Origin of the sequence: Ruminococcus sp., from assembly GCF_017549005.1 — a bacterium.
Lineage (GTDB): Bacteria > Bacillota > Clostridia > Oscillospirales > Ruminococcaceae > Ruminococcus.
In genome coordinates this window covers 120,295-140,072 of the sequence record NZ_JAFYYT010000001.1, presented here as the reverse complement: position 1 = coordinate 140,072, position 19,778 = coordinate 120,295, and the positions used below count along the sequence as shown (strand labels likewise).

The following is a 19,778-nucleotide window of genomic DNA, read 5'->3' as shown; positions in this document are numbered from 1 at the left end:
GTCCCTGGATTTCAACATACAGTACAGGCTGCACATCAATGGCGATATGCAGCTAATAAATAACCTATTATTCGGAGGGAAATACTATGTGTACAATAATGGCATACTGCGGCGTAAGCGGCGGTACAGGAAAGGTCATGGACGGACTGAAGGCGACGGTTTCCCGAGGTCCTGATGACCAGAGGATAGTGAGGGTACCTGACGGTATCCTCGGCTTTCAGAGACTATCCATAATGGGACTTACTCCCGAGGGAATGCAGCCCTTTGAGCTTGACGGAGATTTCGCAGTCTGCAACGGCGAGCTGTACGGCTTCCGTCCGCTGCGTGACAAGCTTATTGACATGGGCTATGTTTTCAGGAGCGACAGCGACTGCGAGATAATCCTGCCGCTTTACAGGGAATACGGAACGGATATGTTCTCAATGCTTGACGCGGAGTTCGCCTGCGTTATATATGACAGCACAGAAAGAACATTCATAGCTGCCCGTGACCCGATAGGCATACGTCCTCTTTATTACGGATATTCCGAGGACGGAACAATAGCTTTTGCAAGCGAGCCCAAGAACCTCGTTGAGTTTTGCAGGAAGATAATGCCTTTTCCGCCCGGACATTACTATAAAGACGGAAAATTCCACAGCTATTGCGAAATAACCGAGGTAAACGAAGTAATACGCGACGATATTGATACAGTTTGCAGGAATATTCATGATAAGCTCGTTGCAGGCGTTGAAAAAAGGCTTGACGCCGACGCGAAAGTTGGATTTCTGCTTTCAGGCGGACTTGATTCGTCACTTGTGTGCGCTATAGCACAGAAAAAGAGCGATACTCCCATAAAAACCTTTGCTATAGGCATGAATACAGACGCTATCGACCTCAAATATGCAAAACAGGTGGCGGACTACATCGGCAGCGACCACACTGAGGTCATCATTACAAAAGACGATGTTTTAGCAGCTCTCGAGGACGTTATCCGCCTCCTCGGAACTTACGATATAACAACTATCCGTGCGAGCATGGGAATGTATCTGCTATGCAAGGCGATACATGAGCAGACCGATATCCGTGTGCTGCTCACAGGCGAGATCTCCGACGAGCTTTTCGGCTACAAATACACGGATTTTGCTCCCTCTGCCGAAGCTTTTCAGGCTGAGTCCGTCAAGCGCGTCCATGAGCTCCATATGTACGACGTTCTTCGTGCAGACCGCTGTATATCGGTTAATTCCCTTGAGGCAAGAGTTCCCTTCGGCGACCTTGATTTTGTGAAGTACGTAATGGCTGTCGATCCGGAGATGAAGCTGAACAAGTACAACAAGGGCAAGTATCTGCTCCGTCGTGCTTTTGAGGGAGATTATCTGCCCCATGATATACTTTATCGTGAAAAAGCCGCTTTTTCGGACGCTGTCGGACATTCGATGGTGGACTATCTCAAGGAATATGCCGAGAATTACTATTCCGACGAGGAATTCGAGCTTGACTGTACGAAGTATTCTCATGCAAAGCCTTTTACAAAGGAATCTCTCCTGTATCGTGAGATATTCGAGAAATACTATCCTGGAAACAGCGAAATGATAGTTGATTTCTGGATGCCGAACAAGGAGTGGGAGGGCTGCAACGTAAACGACCCGTCTGCCCGTGTTCTCTCCAACTACGGCGAAAGCGGAAAATAAACTTATTAAAAACAGGCGGAAAGAATTTTCTTTTTGCCTGTTTTTCAATGTATGTCGCTATAATATTTTTCTATATCCCATGATAAATCTATGGTATTGGACACGCTGACGAAAGAGGTGTATAATTAAAACATACTAAAACGATAGGAGAATAACTATGCATGAAGTAATATGGCTTGGCAGAGGCGGACAGGGTGCTTTTACAGCTGCAAAGCTTCTCGGAGCAGCTTATACCATAGATAACGGCGAAAAATACGCTCTTGCCTTTCCGTCCTTCGGTCCCGAGCGCCGCGGAGCTCCCGTAAGAGCCTTCACAAAGCTTGATACAAAGCCTGTTGTTGACAGAAGTCAGACTGAAAAGGCAGATCATATCGTTATACTTGACGATACGCTTTACGCGCCTCAGCTCGGTGAACTGCTGAAAGACGGCGGAAAGATCATCATTAATTCCAAAAACGTGATAAGCGGAGCTGTTACCTTTGACGCTGAAAAAATAGCTGCGGAGTTCAGACTTCCCACGGTAAATACGGTCATGCTCGGATTTCTTGTGGGACTTTCGGGAGCAGTTTCGGCTGAAAACGCTGTTGAAGCCATAAAGGACTATATGCCCCTGAAAATACAGGAGCGCAATATAAATGCGCTTCTCAGAGCTGTTCGGGAGGTGGCACAATGAGACCTTATATCAGAGAGAAGAAGAGCTTCACATTTGATGAAGTTCCGGAAAATACGTGCTTTGAGGCAGGATATCTAACTACCGTCAACAGCGGCTGGCGCAGTATCAGGCCTGCTGTAAACAGTGAAAAATGTGTGGGTTGCGAGCAGTGCTATCTTTACTGTCCCGACGGAGTTATAGCAATAAATGACGGTAAAGCCGTTATCGACTATGACTTCTGCAAGGGCTGTGGTATATGCGCTAAAATATGCAGGATCGGAGCAATAGAAATGGAGGCGGAACGCAAATGAAGAAGTTTTTATCAGGAAATGAAGCTTTTGCAGAGGGCATTCGCCTTGCACGTCCGCAGGTCATTTCGGCATATCCAATAACTCCGCAGACTATCGTGGTTGAAAGACTTTCGGAAATGGTGGAGGACGGCAGTCTCAACGCCGAGTACGTACACGTTGAATCCGAACATTCCGCGCTTTCATGCGCTATCGGAGCAAGCGCTGCAGGTGCGAGAGCTTTTACGGCGACTTCCTCTCAGGGACTACTCTATATGGCTGAATGTCTTTACTATGCAGCAGGCGGACGTTTCCCAATAGTAATGATGAATGCTGACCGCTCCACAGCGCTTCCGTGGAATATCTACGGCGACCAGCGCGACAGTCTTTCTCAGCTGGACAGCGGCTGGATACAGGCTTATGCGGAGAATGCACAGGAAGCTCTTGATCTTGCGCTTATGAGCTACAGGATTGCGGAAAACAAGGAGGTTTCGACTCCTTTTATGGCAAATCTTGACGGCTTTGTGCTGACGCATACCTATGAAACAGTCGATATCCCCGATCGTGAACAGGCGGACAGATTCCTTCCTCCATATGAAACAGATAACCGTATTGACTTTGAGAATCCGAAGAATATGGCTTTTTCGGCAGGTCCCGACACAAACTACATCTTCAAGTACAAGGAACATGAAGGGATACTTGCAGCCAAGAAAGCGATCATTGACACGGAAAAGGAGTTTGCGGAGATCTTCGGCAGAAAGTATACGGGACTTACCGAAAATTACCGTACTGACGACGCTGAATATATCATAGTTACTCTTGGAAGTATAGCAGGTCTTTGTCGTGAAACTGCGGATAAGCTCCGCGAAAACGACATAAAGGCAGGAGTTGTCCGCATACGCTACATGAGACCTTTCCCGAACGAGGAGATATCCGATGTACTAAGGAATGCAAGGGCTTATGCAGTCCTCGAAAAAGATATCAGCTTCGGCAATGAGGGAACAGTTTTCACCAACGTTAATTCTGCACTGAAAAAGACAGGTCTAAACGTGAAAGGATACAATTACATCGGCGGACTGGGCGGACGCAATATTTCCGCGGCAGATATCGAAAAAATATACACAGACATTGCAAAAGGCACGGAAAGCGTGAATTTTATCGGAATAGGAGGCGAGGACAATGGCAAATAAGGTCGCAGAGAGCATATCTCGGGAGGAGTTTTTCTACGGACACAAAGCCTGTGCAGGCTGCGGCGGAAGTCTTGCTGTAAGAGCTGCATTGAAGGTCCTCGGTCCGAATGCGGTATCAGTTCTTCCCGCAGGCTGTATGTCGGCTGTAGGTTTCAATTTTCCGCAGCTTTGCTTCTCAAACAATTCCATAATCTCCACGTTTGCAGGCACTGCTTCCATGCTTACGGGAGTTGAGGCAGGACTCCGCGCAAGGGGATACAAGGATTTCACAGCAGTTGGCTTTGCAGGAGACGGCGGTACGGCAGATATCGGAATACAGGCTCTTTCCGGAGCTATTGACCGCAATGACAATATCATTTACATCTGCTACGACAACGAAGCCTATATGAACACAGGCATACAGAAAAGCGGTCTGACGCCGTTCGGTGCAAAGACAACGACTACTCCTGCTGGAAAGAATATCCACGGAAATATACGTCCTAAGAAGAATATGTTCGAGATAGCGGCTGCCCATGATATTCCGTATGCCGCGACTGCGAGTGTGGGATATATCTACGATTTTATTCAGAAGGTACAGAAGGCTTCACAGATACAGGGTACAAAGTATATCCATGTTATTGCGCCATGTCCTACGGGATGGGGAGTTGCTCCCGACGAGACTGTGGAGATCGCAAAGGAAGTCGTTGACTGCGGACTGTGGTATCTTGCCGAGTACGAAAACGGCGGGTTCAAGCTAAATCATAAGCCAAAGGAGTTCACAAGCGTTGAGTCATATCTGAAAAAGCAGGGACGCTTCAGGCACCTCACTGATGAAGACATACAGGTGATAACAGCTTCACGCGATAAGAAGTGGGAATTTATCAGTAAAAACTTTGTTATATGAAGCTATAAAAAAGCCGCAGGGAACTGCGGCTTTTGAGTTTAGTTTATATCAGTCATAACGCTCGTCGATAACACGGGCTGTCTTTTTCATACTTCTCGGAAGTACACCTATCTCGACTATCTTAACTATAGGAGTGAAGCCGATACGGCTCTTGACCTTTTCGGCTATGCGCTTGCTGAGAGAAGCCCAGTCGTAATCGCCGCTTGCTTCGACATATATGCGCATGGTGTCCTTGCCGTCGAGGTGGGAGATACGTATCTGATACTCGCTTGATATCTCGCTGAATGAGCCGATTACTTCTTCAATCTGGCTCGGGAACACATTTACGCCCTTTATTTTCATCATGTCGTCGGTACGTCCCATTATAACGTCTATCCTCGGATAGCAGCGTCCGCACTTGCACTTTCCGGGAACTATCCTTGACAGGTCGTGGGTACGGTAGCGGATAAGAGGAGCTCCCTCCTTTACAAGAGTGGTTATAACTATCTCGCCTGTTTCTCCGTCGGGAACATTCTTGCCTGTTACAGGGTCGATTATCTCAAGGTAAAGGAAATCGTCCCAGTAGTGCATAGCAGTCTCGCCGGGGCAGTTTATGCCGATACCGGGGCCGTAGATCTCGGTAAGTCCGTAGATATCGAAAAGCTCGATACCAAGCTCATTGTGGATACGTTCACGCATTTTGTCGCTCCAGCGCTCGGAACCGATAACGCCCTTTTTAAGGTGTATCTTGTCCTTGATACCGCGTTTTTCGATCTCCTCGGCGAGAAGAAGTGCATAAGATGAAGTCGAACAGAGAACGGTGCTCTTCATGTCCTGCATCATCTGGAGCTGCTTGTCTGTATTTCCGGGGCCCATAGGTATTACCATAGCGCCAAGCTTTTCTGCTCCGTTCTGGAAGCCTATACCTGCTGTCCAGAGACCGTAACCCGGAGTTATCTGTATACGGTCCATATTTGTTATGCCCGCGGTTTCATAGCAGCGCTTGAACATTATTGCCCAGTCGTCAACGTCTTTGGCTGTATACGGGATAATAACAGGAGTACCTGTCGTGCCCGATGATGAGTGTATACGTACTATCTCCTCTTCGGGAGCTGTCATAAGTCCGAGAGGATAAGCGTCACGAAGGTCGCTTTTTTCGGAAAACGGGAGCTTTTCAAAGTCCTCGGCGGAGTGTATCTCTGTGATACCTGCCTCCTTGAGCTTCTTTCCGTAGAAGCTGCCTGCCTTTTCAAGTGCCTGTATACGGCTGTTTACAAGTTCTATCTGTTTTTCTGAGATCTGCATAATATATCGTCCCTTTCGTAATTATACATCATGTCTGAGAGCCTTTTCGTTGAGTTCAACGAACTGAGGCTTCACGTTACGCTTCATAGCTTCAACGGCGTCGTCTATTGTGAACGGCAGTATACCGCTTCTTATCGCTTTGCCGAGCATTACCATATTGAGTACCTTCGGTGAACCCAGTTCACGGCATACCTTGTCACCGTCAACTGTCATAACGTTGTCGGTATATTTCCTGAGGTAGTCAAGCATTTCCGCCCCGTTGTAGTCCGACGCCTTGAGGGCAGCTGTTACGGGCATTATCGGGCGAGTGTTCACGATGACTGTTCCGCCGTCCCTGAGATAAGGCAGCATACGGACTGCCTCCGCAGGCTCGAAAGCGATTATTATATCAGCCTGTTTCTGTCCGAACATAGGGCTGTATATGCCGTCGCCGATACGCAGGAAGCTGAAAACGCTTCCGCCCTTCTGAGCCATGCCGATAGTCTCTGCACTCATGACCTGCATACCCTTTTCCATAGCGCAGGAGGCTGTGAGCTTTGATGTAAGGACGATACCCTGTCCGCCCACTCCGCAGAGAAGAATATTCTTATTCATTTCGTTCACCTCCGATAGCATTTACGGGGCACACCTGACTGCAGAGTCCGCAGCCTGTGCAGAGAGATTCGTCTATCCTTACACTGCCGTCTGAGATGATGATGCCGGGACATCCGAGGCTGTTAATGCATTTCTTGCAGCCTATACATTTATCGCTGTCTACAGCGAAAGGCTTTTCGGGCTTTATGAGCACAGCGCATGGCGATTTGAAAATAATGGCCTTAACGCCCTTTTCGTCAGCAACACGCTTGACTGTTTCAACAGCCTTGTCAAGTTCGAGGGGATTAACGGTCTCTACGGTTTTCAGCCCTATTCCGCGCAGGACAGCTTCGATATTCACCTTATCGACTACCTGTCCCATCATAGTTTTTCCTGTACCGGGGTGCGGCTGATGACCGGTCATGGCAGTCGTGGAGTTATCGAGTACGACGAGCGTCATATCTGCCTGATTGTACACTGCATTTATCGCGCCTGTTATAGCTGAGGCAAAGAAGGTCGAGTCGCCTACAAATGCAAAACAGCTCGTATCGGGCTCTATCTTGCCGATACCCTGGGTTATATTCACGCCTGCGCCCATGCAGAGACAGGTATCGACCATATCGAGGGGCATTGCGTTTCCGAGGGTGTAGCAGCCGATATCTCCGCAGAATACGGACTTCTTGCCCTTCATAGCCTGTTTTACGGCGTAGAAGCTTGCTCTGTGAGGACATCCGGCGCAGAGGACAGGCGGACGTACAGGCAGTTCGGGGGCAGCAGGGAGCTCAGCGGCAGCTTTTTTCTCCCATCCCATGAAATCAGCGATATCAGCGGCAACGCTGTCGCAGGTATTCTCGCCTGCATTCCTGACATTGCCTGTCAGCTTACCGAATATTTTTGTACTGAGGTGGTACTTGCCGCATACATATGTAAGCTCGCGTTCAATGACAGGATCGAGCTCCTCTATGCAGAGCACTTCGTCAAGACCGTTCAGGAACTCAACAGCGAGTTTCTCGGGAAAGGGGAACGGCGTCGATACCTTGAGCACTTTCGGAGCCTTTTTGTCAGCGAGAGCCTCCTGTACGTAAGTGAAGCTGATACCGTGGGAAGCTATTCCTCTGCGGCAGCCTGCATCAGCGGCAGGTATTATTCTGTTGCGGCTGTATTCGGAGAATACGTCGGACAATCCGGCATTGCGCTTTTCGATGCTGATATGTGCATTGTAAGAAAGTCTCGGAAATATTACCCACTTTGAAGGATCCCTGATAAATCCTTCTGGAGTGTTCTTCAGACATTCATTCTCGTCCTTGACTTCGATAGAAGCATAGCCGTGACAGACTCTTGTTGTTGGTCTGAACAGTACGGGAGTGTGGTATTTTTCGGAGTACTCAAACGCCTCCTGAATCATATCGTATGCTTCCTGTACTGATGACGGGTCAAAGCATGGCAGCTTGGAGAATGCCGCAAAATGGCGTGTATCCTGTTCTGTCTGCGATGAGATAGGACCCGGATCGTCTGCTACCATTATTACCATTCCGCCCTTTACTCCGATGTACGCAAGACTCATAAGCGGATCGGACGCAACGTTGAGACCAACCTGTTTCATAGTTACCATTGAACGGGCGCCGCAGTAAGCTGCGCCGGCACCAAGCTCAAGAGCGGCCTTTTCATTGACTGACCATTCAACGTAGATACTTCCGTTGTTTATTTTTGCTGTTGTTTCAAGTACTTCCGTCGAAGGAGTACCAGGATAGCCGCTTATGACGTTAAGTCCTGCGGCTGCAGCTCCACGGGCGATAGCGGCATTGCCCATAAGAAATTCCTTGTGCATTTTAACCTCCTTGATATATTTAACTGTATATAGTATAGTCAAATATGACTTTGCATCTAAAAATAATTATAGCATTACGCTTATAAAAAGTCAATTGATTGCCGTGTATTATTCATGCTCATAAGACAATATAAAAGTTTAATCAATATATAACAAAATCGCGCTCCACACTAAGTAGAACGCGATTTTGTCTATTGGTGCGGGTAACAGGAGTTGAACCTGCATGGATCTCTCCGCCAGAACCTAAATCTGGTGCGTATGCCAATTTCGCCATACCCGCAAATATTTAAACAACTCAGAGGTCGTCCATCTGACCGTTGTTATCTTGTTTTTTGATCTCTTCAAAGCTCTGAGTATAGGGGGCCTTGATATTCCACTGGGAACTATCTATTTCCTGATCTCTGAAACGGACGTTAAAATACGGAAATCCGTCCTGTTGTTCGAGCCAGCGGTACTTTTTATTGACCAGAATATTCACAATTGAACATATAAAGCATAAGGGAGTAACTATCTGAAAAGCAGATAAAGCTATCGCGTCATGCAATAACACAATAAACGGTGCGGCAATAGGAAAAATATCCTTATGGAGATACACGCCGCCGAAGCCTGCGGCAAGGGCAGCAGCACTTATAAAAGCTCCAAGCAGCAAAAAAAGCGAACCGCCGAGAAAACACGAATATATTTCTGCAAAGATACGTGCGCCGAAGACTACGAGATAGAATATTGCGATAATATTATAATATCTGTTGCATCTTTTGATAGAAAGCCTGTTTTTACCGTATTCCTGTTCCAAATCCATAAAAGCACCTTATCTTAGACAAATGACCGACAGTGAGTGAGATATCTGCAACAATAAATATTATACATTATTCCATAAGCTTTGTCAAGTAAATGAGGAGAAATAAAAAGAGGAGTGCAGAACACTCCTCATATGTGATATTATTTATGTTATGCTCTTGGTGCTTCGTTCTGCTGAACGGGCTTTTCGGCAACAGGAGCATTCTGTACAGGAACATTCGGCTTCTGGACATTTGCAGGAGCACCAATACCGTTCTGTACAGGGAAGTTTGGCTTCTGAATGTTTACAGGAGCAGCAGGTGCAGGCTGAACAGGAGCTTTCTGTTCATTTGCTTCCTGAACGGGAGCCTTCTGCTCGTTTGGAGTCTGAGGAGCAGGCTGTGCTGTCGGAGCAGCCTCGTTGTTTTCCTGCTTTTCAGCTTCATTTGCAGTCTCATTTTCAGCAGGCTCGGGCTTAACAGCAGGTTTGGTATCCTTTTTATTGTCAGACTTGCTGTCGGACTTCTTTTCAGTTTTCTTTTCGCTTTCCTGTTTCTCGGCGATATCGCCCTTAGACTCGATAAACAGTTCGTCGTCGGCAATACTGCCCACAAATCTGAGCTGTTTTACAGGTATTCTCTTGAGAGGAGAATATATAAAAGCTTTGCATGAATAATTCTGTTCAACGAGACCTCTTTTTTCACAAAGGACTCTGTTACCGTCCTTAGTTCTCTTACCGTACATACAGTAATCGCATTTAGGCTCTATTTTTTTATCGAAATATTTAGCGCCGCCCTGGAAAAATGAGAATAAACCCATTAATAATCACCTCAAAAATAAATCTAAAAACAGTATAACACAAATATTAAGATTTGTCCAGTGATTTTTGAAAAATTATATAATTTTTTTAAAATTGAACTCTCTGATTGTATAAGCTATACAAAAACAGGAGATAACAACGATGTTATGCAACACTAACAAGTTAAGATTGACAATATTGTAACAATGTGCTATGATAATTACAGCGGAGATCAGGATTTATTCTGGTCTTGGCTTCAATAAAAATATTGTTTTCGGGCAGCAGGGTGAGAACTCTGTTATCGGACAGCAGTTTAGCTATAAGAAATGATATGCACTGATTCTGTCCGTCCGTATGTGGGCGGATTTTTTATTGTCTGACCCAGCCAGTAAAGGAGGAGAAATGGAAAGCAAAAGAATAGCTGTAGCCGCCATCGTCATAGATGAACAGTCCGCTTCCGTGGAAGTAAACAATGTACTTCACGAGTACAGCGATATAATCATCGGACGCATGGGAATACCTTATAAGGAGAGAGGGATATCCCTCATATCTGTGGCGCTTGACGCCGAGCCTGACGTTATAAGCAGCCTTACGGGCAGACTCGGGCAGATAACCGGAGTATCCGTAAAGGCGGCAATATCAAAAAAATAATTTATGGAGCAGGATATGAGAAGAGCTGACAGAGAAATTACCGACAGGAACGCCATAGAGGAGTTCATTGCAAAGGAGAAGATAATCCGTATAGGCTTCTGCGACAGCGGCGATGTCTATATTGTTCCGGTGAATTATGGTTATTCCACGGAAAACGGAGAGTATACCTTTTATTTTCACGGAGCTGCGGCAGGCAGAAAGTATGAGCTTGCTAAAAGCGCACCGTCCGTGGGCTTTGAGATAGACGGTGAATACACACTTATCGGTGCTGATACGGGCTGCGGTCATTCCGCAGGGTTCCGAAGCGTTATCGGTACGGGAAAGCTTTCCCTTATAAGCAGTGAAGACGAAAAGCTGACTGCTCTGAACTGCATCATGAAGCAGGCAACAGGCAGTGAAGACTGGGACTACAAGTCCGACGTTCTTGAAAGAACGGCAGTTTTCAGGCTGAAAGCCGAAAAAATGACCTGTAAGGCAAAATAAAAACGGAGGAAATATATATGTATGATGTAAGATCGCTTAAAGCGGAAGAATTTATAAACGACGAGGAGATACTTGCCACACTTGAGTATGCGGAGCAGAACAAGCATAACCGCGAGCTCATTGAGCAGATACTTGAAAAGGCAAAGCCGAAAAAGACAGGCAGGGGAGTTGAATGTGCAGGACTTTCCCACCGTGAGGCAAGCGTACTTCTTGCCTGTGATATCCCCGAGATGACCGATAAGATGTTCGAGCTTGCTAAGGAGATAAAGCAGGCGTTCTACGGCAACAGAATAGTTATGTTCGCACCTCTTTATCTCTCGAATTACTGCGTAAACAAGTGCGTTTACTGTCCTTATCATATGCAGAACAAGGAAATTCCGCGTAAGAAGCTCACACAGGAGGAAGTACGCCAGGAAGTCATCGCGCTTCAGGACATGGGACACAAGCGCCTTGCTATCGAGTCGGGCGAGGACCCTGTCAACAATCCTATCGAGTATATCCTCGAATGTATCAACACTATCTACTCAATCAAGCACAAGAACGGAGCGATACGCCGTGTAAACGTAAATATTGCCGCAACTACAGTCGAGAACTACCGTAAGCTCAAGGAAGCCGGAATAGGAACATACATACTCTTCCAGGAGACCTACCACAAAGAAAGCTATGAAAAGCTTCACCCTGCAGGACCAAAGCACAACTATGCATATCACACGGAGGCTATGGACAGAGCTATGGACGGCGGTATCGACGATGTAGGCCTCGGAGTTCTCTTCGGACTTGACAAGTACAAGTACGAGTTCGCAGGACTTCTCATGCACGCTGAGCATCTTGAAGCCGTACATGGCGTAGGACCGCATACTATCAGCGTTCCGCGTATAAGAAGAGCTTCCGATATAGACCCGAGCGTATTCGATAACGGCATCGACGACGATACATTTGCAAAGCTTGTTGCCTGCATAAGAATTGCAGTTCCTTACACAGGAATGATAATCTCTACCCGTGAAAGCGAAGCCTGTCGTGAAAAAGTTCTCGGACTTGGCGTTTCGCAGATATCGGGCGGCTCAAGAACATCTGTCGGCGGCTACGCAGGCTATTCTGCCGAGGAGAGACCTCACGATACGGAGCAGTTCGATGTTTCAGACCAGCGTTCTCTTGACGAAGTTGTAAAGTGGCTCATGGACGGCGGCTATATCCCGTCATTCTGCACAGCCTGCTATCGCGAGGGACGTACAGGCGACCGCTTCATGGCGCTCTGCAAGGTGGGACAGATACAGAACTGCTGCCACCCGAATGCTCTCATGACACTGCAGGAGTACCTTTCCGACTATGCTTCTCCGGAAACAAAGGCAGTCGGAGAGGCTCTTATCGCAAGAGAGATACAGAATGTTCCCGATGAAAAGCGCCGTCAGCGTGCAATTGAGTACCTTGACAGCATAAAGAACGGCGGTCAGCGCGATTTCAGGTTCTGATGATATGTTTACGCATTGATACAGCAAATATTTGACAAATCCTTCCTGCTGTGATACAATACTAAATAGTAATTTTTATGGAGGACTTGATAATGTACGAAACTTTAATGCTTATGTCGGCAAATGTTCCTCAGACAGGCGATAATTTTCCAAAAGGAGTTCTTTTCGCAATAATCGGCGCAGCTGTCCTTCTTGCAGCAGGTACTGCTGTATTTGCTAAGAAAAAGGGCGCTGACAGCGACAATGACGAAGAAGACGACGATGAATGATAGAGATGCGGCAGCTTTACAGGGCTGCTGCATTTTTCTTTGAAAAGCGCAGATAACACATTTTTCGCGGAGTCTAAGCATATAATCATGCAGGGGTGCTGGTTATGCTTCTTGGATTTGACGAGCTTTGCAGAAAGGAAGTTATAGATATAGCTTCGGGCGACAGGCTCGGATTTATCGACGATATCGAGATAGATACCGACAAGGGGAGCGTAAGGTCGCTGGTAATATACGGCGGTTCGCGCTTTTTCGGACTTTTCGGGCGCGAGAGCGATACCGTCATTTCCTGCGCCGATATCAGGGTGATAGGCGATGATGTGGTTCTTGTAGAGCGCTCGGGAATGCATCACGAGTCGAATTTTACAAAAAGAAGCAGAAACGGTGTTTTAAGTTTGTTAAAATAGACATTGCAAAAATACTTGAAATTATTCCCGAGAAATGATATAATATTAAGGCAATTCGCACGCCGGTATTTTCAGCGGTTGGTGCACAGAGGTCTGTGTTGCTGCTGAGCCAAGTACGGCGGAGGATTAATAATAACCAATTTTAAGGAGGACTACACCATGGGAGTAGTATCAATGAAGCAGCTTCTTGAAGCAGGCGTTCACTTCGGACACCAGACAAGAAGATGGAATCCGAAAATGGCTCAGTACATTTTCACAGAAAGAAACGGAATCTACATCATCGACCTTCAGAAGACAGTAAAGAAGCTCGAAGAGGCTTATATGTTCGTTCGTGACATTGCAGCACAGGGCGGCGAAGTTCTTTTCGTAGGTACAAAGAAGCAGGCAGGAGATTCTGTTAAGGAAGAAGCTACAAGAGCCGGCGCACACTATGTAAACGCAAGATGGCTCGGTGGTATGCTCACAAACTTCAAGACTATCCAGACAAGAATCAAGAGACTTGAGCAGCTCCACGCTATGGAAGAGGACGGCACATTCGCTCTTCTCCCCAAGAAGGAAGTTGTTAAGCTCAACCTTGAAATAGAGAAGCTCGAAAAGTTCCTCGGCGGTATCAAGACAATGAAGAAGCTCCCCGCAGCTCTCTTTATCGTTGACCCACGCAAGGAAAAGATCGCTGTTGCAGAGGCTAAGAAGCTCAACATCCCGATCGTTGCTATCGTTGATACAAACTGCGATCCTGATGAAGTTGACTACGTTATTCCCGGTAACGACGACGCTATCAGAGCTGTAAAGCTCATTGCAGGCACAGTTGCTAACGCTGTTATCGAAGGCAGACAGGGCGACGACGCTACTGCTGCAGAGGCTCCTGCTGAGGAAGCTGAGACAGCTGAGGCTGACGCTGAATAATCATAAAACATTGAAAACAATCAAAAACCCGAACTAACACTTCGGGTTTTTGCGGATTTACTAAATATATTAGGAGGTAATCACAATGGGAAAGGTTTCCGTTGCAGAAATTAAAGAACTTATGAAGTCCACAGGCGTTGGTATGATGGACTGTAAAAAGGCTCTCGAAGAGAACGATGGCGATATGGACAAGGCTATCGAGTTCCTCAGAGAAAAAGGACTTGCCACACAGGCAAAGAAGAGCGGCAGAGCTGCTGCCGAGGGCGTAGTTACTGCTGTTGTTGACGGCAATGTAGGCGTTCTCCTCGAAGTAAACACAGAGACAGACTTTGCTGCTAACACAGACGATATCAGAAACTTCGTTGCTAACGTAGCAAAGACAATAATCGAAAAGAATCCTGCTGACGTTGAGGCTCTCAAGGAATTGCCTATCAGCGGCGGCAGCTGCACAGTAGGCGAGGCTCTCACAGAGCTCGCAGGCATGAAGATCCGTGAGAACATCGTTATCCGTCGTTTCGTAAGACTCGAGGGCAAGCTTGCTTCTTATATCCACAATGGCGGAAGCATCGGTGTTCTCGTAAAGATGGATACAGACCTTTCTGCTGATCAGGTAGCAGTTATCGGTAAGGACGTAGCTATGCAGTCTGCTGCTCTTAACGCAGCATATCTCTGCCGCGAGCAGGTTCCTGCTGAGGTACTTGAGAAAGAGAAGGAGATCATGATGGCTCAGATGGCTGAGGATCCCAAGATGGCTTCAAAGCCCGAGCAGGTTCGCGCTAAGATCGTTGAGGGCAAGGTAGGCAAGTACTACACAGAGAACTGCCTCCTCGAGCAGGCATTCGTTAAGGATGACAAGCTCTCTGTTCAGGGCTATGTTGACGCAGAGGCAAAGAAGCTCGGCGGTTCTATCAAGGTCGTTGACGTTGTTCGTTACGAGCGCGGCGAGGGCGTTGAGAAAAAGGAAGAGAATTTTGCTGACGAGATCGCTAAGATGATCAAGTAATCAAAGTTTTAACGTACAGCGGCGGAGTATTCTGCCGCTGTTTTTTCTTAATATTAATAGAGTACATCAAATTGACAATTATTCCACATAGACAGGCTTGCATTATTGTAGGATGTTACAATAATACAAGCTTTTTTTCGTTGCGTTTTCACTTGAAGTCGTTGACAAAATATGTTATAATAGATTTAACTGGATAAAAATACTCAGAAAATGAGGTAAGATGTATGAATGCAAATATAAGTAAGCTCGCAGGAACGGTGGGTAAGGTAATTGTCGGTAAAAAGGACACTGTTGTCAAGCTCATTGCCGCCCTTCTCTGTGAAGGACACGTATTGCTCGAGGACGTCCCCGGCGTGGGAAAAACTCAGCTGATAACAGCTCTTTCCCGTTCGATAGGCGGAAAATTCAATCGTATCCAGCTTACTCCCGATATAATGCCTTCCGATATCGCAGGCTTTACTATGCTTGATTCTTCGCAGGGAGAGTTCGTTTACCGCGACGGAGCTGTAATGTGTAACTTTCTCCTTGCCGATGAGATAAACCGTGCCTCGCCGAAGGTACAGTCGGCTCTGCTCGAAGCTATGGAGGAGCGTCAGATAAGTCTTGACGGCGTTACTCACAAGCTCCCGAAACCGTTTCTGGTAATGGCTACACAGAATCCTGTAGAAACCTACGGTACGTTCCATCTTCCCGAAGCTCAGATGGACCGCTTCTTCATGAAGCTGTCAATGGGCTATCCGTCAACGGAAGAGGAAATGGAGATACTCGGCAGGACAGAAAAATATAACCCTATCGCAAATATTACCGAGCCTGTAATGCACGTAAACGATATCATCGCTATGCAGGAGGAGGTAAAGAATGTGAGAGTAACCGATCAGATCAAGGAATATATAGTAAATATCGTTTCCTCAACCCGTTCGGACAGAAATATCGTACTTGGAATCAGTCCCCGCGGAAGTATAGCGCTTTTCAAGGCTGCAAAGGCGTTCGCCTACATTTATGACAGGCAGTATGTTACCCCCGATGATGTGAAATATGCGGCTGTTTCCGTACTCTCACACAGGATAATCCTTTCTCCTCAGGGTAAAACTGCATTCGGAACAGGCGAAGCATATGTTGCAAACCTCCTCAGGACCTGTCCTGTACCCTCAATGACAAGATGATAAAACATATTAAAAGTATCGTAAGCGTAATTGCCGTTGCGTTTCTTGTTTACATATTCACATTCTACATTGACGGTGAAATGGGAATTATCCTGCTTGCATTCGTGGCGTTTGCGCCGCTTGTTTCCCTTTTCTTCATGCTCTATGCAAGAAAGAGGGTCAAAGTGTCGTTTACCTGCGACGCCTATGTACCTAAGGGAAGCACTCTTACCGTTACTGTAAATATACGCAAAAAAGGCTCTTTTCCGCTTGGTATAGTTGAAATATGCCCCTATGCAACGGAAATTTTTGCTCAGGACATAAAAAATCGCAGACTGACGATGCTCAGCGAGGAGAAGAAGAGCTTCACCTTCGACCTCAAAGCTGTTATCGGCGGAAACGGCGAAGTCGGCATAAAAGCCGTATATTCCTGCGGATTTCTCGGATTTATGAGAACTACCATACTCACTCCGCTTCCGCAGCCTGTTTCTGTGGGAGTTATTCCGCAGATACCGGAAATAAAGGCTTCTTCCCAGCTTTTCCGTTCCATCGCAAATATAGTGCTCACAAGTGACGAGGACGAGGAAAACGATACGGCTATGATGTATTCGGCGAATACTTCGCCCGGATATGAGCACCGCGAGTATTCTCACGGCGACCCGCTCAAACGCATAAACTGGAAGCTTTCATCAAAGAAGCAAAAGCTCATGGTCAGACTTGACGAGGCAGCTGCCTCCGTACAGCCGGTGCTTGTGCTGGATCTTTTCCGCAGGAGCTCCGTTCCTGCTGTTAATGCCGTAAGGGGAGAGGAACAGATAATCCGTGCGATGTTCGGATTGCTGAATCTGCTTATCAGGCAGGGAATAGCCTGCAATTTCGTTTACCGCTCACCTGACGGCACAACTGTGTGCGAAAGTGTTGATAATCCCGATTATCCCGATCAGCTCCTGCTGAAAGTGCTTGCCGTAAAGGTAGTCCCCGATACAAGAGTTGATATCAGACAGGCAGGAAGCAATGTATGTGCCTGCGTAATAGCAACTACCGACGCAGGGGCAGGATTTTCCGCTCTCACCGATCAGATCGGTGATCCTGACAATATCAGCATTATCGGACTTTCTGTCGCCTCTGTTAATTCTACCTCGGCGCCGCTGTGGTATCTCGATGAGGATAATAACTTTATAATGGTATAAATGATGAATGAGACCAATAATAAAAAAACAAGTCTGAAGGATTTTCTTCTTTCGACTGTCATCGATCCTGTTCTGTGGTATACAGCCCTTATAATGGCTGCGCTCATGTATCACTACAGCGATTGGGAAGAAACAGAAATCCATGCTGCGTTCTATTCGCTGCGGTGGGGAGCTGTTACTCTTGCGGCAGGCTGGCTGCTGTTCAGAGTATTCGATTTCATGCAAAAGCATCATCTTTTAGGCAGTCTTGCTTATCTTGCAGTGTCCCTGCTGATAGGTGAAGCCTTCCGCGGAGCTGTTAACAAAGGCAGTGTGAACTATCCTATCACATGGGGACTATGGTTCCTTACTCCGCAGGACTCCATGAACTACAACAAATGGTATGCTTTTGCGTTCTATATGCTGTTCATGCTGTTCATGGCTTCTGTTATCTACTACTTTACCAAAGTAAGATACAGGATATTTATGAACTTCCTGATATTCATCATTCCATTTGCCATATACGGCAAGGAATATGAAAAAATGCCTACGATTTACATTATCCTGCTTTCTGTAGGATATGTACTGCTAATGGTGTATTATCGTCAGCTCAAGGACGATGAAAATACAATATTTGTAGGAAGGCGCAAGTCCTGGAGGACTATTGCGGTCTATGCGGCGATATTTGCGGTCATTTCGGCTATAGTTCCGAAGCCTGCTGTTGAGGCTGACAGAACTATCCTCGAAAACCTCATCTCCGCTGAAGAGCTTACATCCCGACTGGACGCCATGCTCAATGTTTTCCGAAACGTTTCAAACGGAGACCAGTTCAGGGACAGGTCACGTAACAGACTTGTATATGAGGTCGCGGCAGCGGAACCGCTCCGTATAAAGACTGCCACACGTTCAACCTACAATTTTGAGACTGACGAATGGAATATACAGGATATCGACGACCATTACTACAGCGCGTCAAAGGGTACTCCCTTTGATATAGGCACTAAAATGGGACTTGCCGACGCTTTTATGGAAGCTGCAAGGCTTGACAGTGATTTTGCAGATAAGTACGGTCTGAACGGATATCTCAGCGAAGGACTTGCCGAGCCGAAGGTCAATCATGTGGTATTCTACCTTCTGAACGGACTTATCGGACTTCCTCAGGGCACGGATATGGCTCCTGTGCCTCAGGGAGCTATAACTATGACGGACTGCTCTGTGCAGAACAAGACTGCAAGGCTCATAGGCGGTACGGTTCTCTCTGTAAATACGCCTTTCCCGTCGAATGCAAGATTCGAGTTCGATTACAGTGCGAATACCTTCTTTTACAGTCCGAAAAACCGTGAATTTATAGATCACATAGATACATATGATTATAAACAGCTCCTCGATGACACCTATGATGTGCTGAGACGCGAGCTGGCAGGCAGCACTGATCCCGACAAGGTACGCTTGTACAATTACTTCGAGGTGGATTATGAGTGCTATGACCAGTACCTTGAATATCTCCTCGATTATGGCAACAGAAAGCGCATCAAGGCTCTTTCTGACGAGATAACAAAGGATTGTGAGTCGGAATACGACAAGGCTCTTGCTCTGGAGTCGTATTTCTACAATAATGACTATACCTATGACCTGACATATGATACCAGCGGCAAAAACGCCGAGGACTTCATGTTTGTTACCAAAACGGGCGTCTGCTATGAGTATGCAACTTCAATGGTTCTGCTTGCAAGAGCCGCAGGCATACCTGCACGGTATTGTGAGGGCTACAATATGTCAGACAGGCTGGAGAGAGGGAATATGCCGAATACGACCTACGGTATCTCACTGCAGGACGCTCACGGCTTCCCCGAGCTTTACCTCAGAGGTTACGGCTGGCTCAGCTTCGAGCCGACTGTTTCCGACAATATAATAACCAAAAAGAAGACCTCGTCCACGGATATGCTTTCAAGAGCGGGCATGATAATGCTTGTTGGGTCACTTATAGCATTGCTGTTTGCACTTGTTTACCCGTGGCTTTCACACAAATTCTTCATCTTAAGGAGTAAAAAACGCCTGCCTGCCGATACTGTAAGAGCTATCGTTCACAGGATATGCAAGGTCTACGATATTGATGAAGCCAATACCTCAAGGGAGGTCAGTGATTTCGTACATGAAAGCACAGGCGCTGATATATCCTACACCGCACAGCTGTTTGACAGGTCGGAATACGGAGGCGAAAATGTAAATATCCAGGAGAAAGAAAAAGCTCTGAGTGAGTACATAACAGCATATAACGCATTCAGAGAAGCTAAAAAAAGGAGACGCATAACGAACCGATGACCAGAGAACGGAGGTTGCTT

Annotated in this window: 20 protein-coding genes and 1 tRNA gene; 15 read left to right on the top strand and 6 right to left on the bottom strand. The window is 46.7% G+C overall.

Annotation, left to right across the window (positions count from 1 at the left end):
* The first annotated feature begins 86 nt into the window (after positions 1–86).
* The 5 genes from asnB (at position 87) to IKW96_RS00675 (ending at position 4,679) form a co-directional block, all read left to right on the top strand.
* Positions 87–1,667: an asparagine synthase B gene (gene asnB, locus IKW96_RS00695; RefSeq protein WP_296569055.1), complete on the top strand. Its 1,581-nt coding sequence runs from the start codon at positions 87–89 to the stop codon at positions 1,665–1,667.
* Positions 1,668–1,824: 157 nt separating this feature from the next.
* Complete coding sequence (locus tag IKW96_RS00690; RefSeq protein WP_296569049.1) at positions 1,825–2,340, top strand: 2-oxoacid:acceptor oxidoreductase family protein; 516 nt, start codon at positions 1,825–1,827, stop codon at positions 2,338–2,340.
* Positions 2,337–2,630 (top strand): 4Fe-4S binding protein, encoded by a 294-nt coding sequence (locus IKW96_RS00685; RefSeq protein ID WP_296569046.1) that lies wholly within the window; start codon positions 2,337–2,339, stop codon positions 2,628–2,630. The genes IKW96_RS00690 and IKW96_RS00685 overlap by 4 nt, the downstream gene beginning before the upstream one ends.
* Positions 2,627–3,796 (top strand): transketolase C-terminal domain-containing protein, encoded by a 1,170-nt coding sequence (locus IKW96_RS00680; RefSeq protein WP_296569043.1) that lies wholly within the window; start codon positions 2,627–2,629, stop codon positions 3,794–3,796. Before IKW96_RS00685 ends, IKW96_RS00680 begins: the two co-directional genes overlap by 4 nt.
* On the top strand, positions 3,786–4,679 hold the full coding sequence (locus IKW96_RS00675) for a thiamine pyrophosphate-dependent enzyme (RefSeq protein WP_296569039.1): 894 nt from the start codon (positions 3,786–3,788) through the stop codon (positions 4,677–4,679). Before IKW96_RS00680 ends, IKW96_RS00675 begins: the two co-directional genes overlap by 11 nt.
* Before the next feature lie 48 nt (positions 4,680–4,727).
* On the opposite strand, the gene IKW96_RS00670 is transcribed toward IKW96_RS00675, so the two are convergent.
* The 6 genes from IKW96_RS00670 to IKW96_RS00645 all read right to left on the bottom strand — a co-directional run bounded on the left by IKW96_RS00670 (position 4,728) and on the right by IKW96_RS00645 (position 9,960).
* On the bottom strand, positions 4,728–5,963 hold the full coding sequence (locus IKW96_RS00670; RefSeq protein ID WP_296569036.1) for a phenylacetate--CoA ligase family protein: 1,236 nt from the start codon (positions 5,961–5,963) through the stop codon (positions 4,728–4,730).
* Between the two features lie 21 nt (positions 5,964–5,984).
* Positions 5,985–6,557, bottom strand: a complete 573-nt coding sequence (locus IKW96_RS00665) for an indolepyruvate oxidoreductase subunit beta (RefSeq protein WP_296569033.1) — start codon at positions 6,555–6,557, stop codon at positions 5,985–5,987.
* Entirely contained in the window at positions 6,550–8,364 is a 1,815-nt protein-coding gene (gene iorA, locus IKW96_RS00660) for an indolepyruvate ferredoxin oxidoreductase subunit alpha (protein WP_296569030.1), read from the bottom strand. The genes IKW96_RS00665 and iorA overlap by 8 nt, the downstream gene beginning before the upstream one ends.
* A gap of 195 nt (positions 8,365–8,559) precedes the next feature.
* Positions 8,560–8,644 (bottom strand) — tRNA-Leu (locus tag IKW96_RS00655).
* A 15-nt stretch (positions 8,645–8,659) separates the two neighbouring features.
* Entirely contained in the window at positions 8,660–9,163 is a 504-nt protein-coding gene (locus IKW96_RS00650; RefSeq protein WP_296569027.1) for a hypothetical protein, read from the bottom strand.
* Positions 9,164–9,312: 149 nt separating this feature from the next.
* Positions 9,313–9,960, bottom strand: coding sequence for a hypothetical protein (locus IKW96_RS00645; RefSeq protein ID WP_296569025.1), 648 nt, complete (start codon positions 9,958–9,960; stop codon positions 9,313–9,315).
* A 382-nt stretch (positions 9,961–10,342) separates the two neighbouring features.
* On the opposite strand from IKW96_RS00645, the gene IKW96_RS00640 reads away from it, so the two are divergent.
* The 10 genes from IKW96_RS00640 to IKW96_RS00595 all read left to right on the top strand — a co-directional run bounded on the left by IKW96_RS00640 (position 10,343) and on the right by IKW96_RS00595 (position 19,758).
* On the top strand, positions 10,343–10,591 hold the full coding sequence (locus IKW96_RS00640; RefSeq protein ID WP_296569023.1) for a TM1266 family iron-only hydrogenase system putative regulator: 249 nt from the start codon (positions 10,343–10,345) through the stop codon (positions 10,589–10,591).
* A gap of 15 nt (positions 10,592–10,606) precedes the next feature.
* On the top strand, positions 10,607–11,074 hold the full coding sequence (locus IKW96_RS00635) for a pyridoxamine 5'-phosphate oxidase family protein (protein WP_296569020.1): 468 nt from the start codon (positions 10,607–10,609) through the stop codon (positions 11,072–11,074).
* Positions 11,075–11,091: 17 nt separating this feature from the next.
* Entirely contained in the window at positions 11,092–12,543 is a 1,452-nt protein-coding gene (gene hydG, locus IKW96_RS00630) for a [FeFe] hydrogenase H-cluster radical SAM maturase HydG (protein WP_296569016.1), read from the top strand.
* 92 nt (positions 12,544–12,635) lie between these two features.
* Positions 12,636–12,812 (top strand): hypothetical protein, encoded by a 177-nt coding sequence (locus IKW96_RS00625; RefSeq protein WP_296569014.1) that lies wholly within the window; start codon positions 12,636–12,638, stop codon positions 12,810–12,812.
* A 104-nt stretch (positions 12,813–12,916) separates the two neighbouring features.
* Entirely contained in the window at positions 12,917–13,216 is a 300-nt protein-coding gene (locus IKW96_RS00620; protein WP_296569011.1) for a YlmC/YmxH family sporulation protein, read from the top strand.
* 159 nt (positions 13,217–13,375) lie between these two features.
* Positions 13,376–14,122: a 30S ribosomal protein S2 gene (gene rpsB, locus IKW96_RS00615; protein WP_296569009.1), complete on the top strand. Its 747-nt coding sequence runs from the start codon at positions 13,376–13,378 to the stop codon at positions 14,120–14,122.
* An 85-nt stretch (positions 14,123–14,207) separates the two neighbouring features.
* Positions 14,208–15,125, top strand: coding sequence for a translation elongation factor Ts (gene tsf / locus IKW96_RS00610; protein ID WP_296569006.1), 918 nt, complete (start codon positions 14,208–14,210; stop codon positions 15,123–15,125).
* Between the two features lie 224 nt (positions 15,126–15,349).
* On the top strand, positions 15,350–16,288 hold the full coding sequence (locus tag IKW96_RS00605) for a MoxR family ATPase (protein WP_296569003.1): 939 nt from the start codon (positions 15,350–15,352) through the stop codon (positions 16,286–16,288).
* Positions 16,285–17,457: a DUF58 domain-containing protein gene (locus tag IKW96_RS00600; protein WP_296569000.1), complete on the top strand. Its 1,173-nt coding sequence runs from the start codon at positions 16,285–16,287 to the stop codon at positions 17,455–17,457. The genes IKW96_RS00605 and IKW96_RS00600 overlap by 4 nt, the downstream gene beginning before the upstream one ends.
* A gap of 3 nt (positions 17,458–17,460) precedes the next feature.
* Positions 17,461–19,758, top strand: coding sequence for a transglutaminase family protein (locus IKW96_RS00595; protein WP_296568993.1), 2,298 nt, complete (start codon positions 17,461–17,463; stop codon positions 19,756–19,758).
* Positions 19,759–19,778 lie beyond the last annotated feature (20 nt).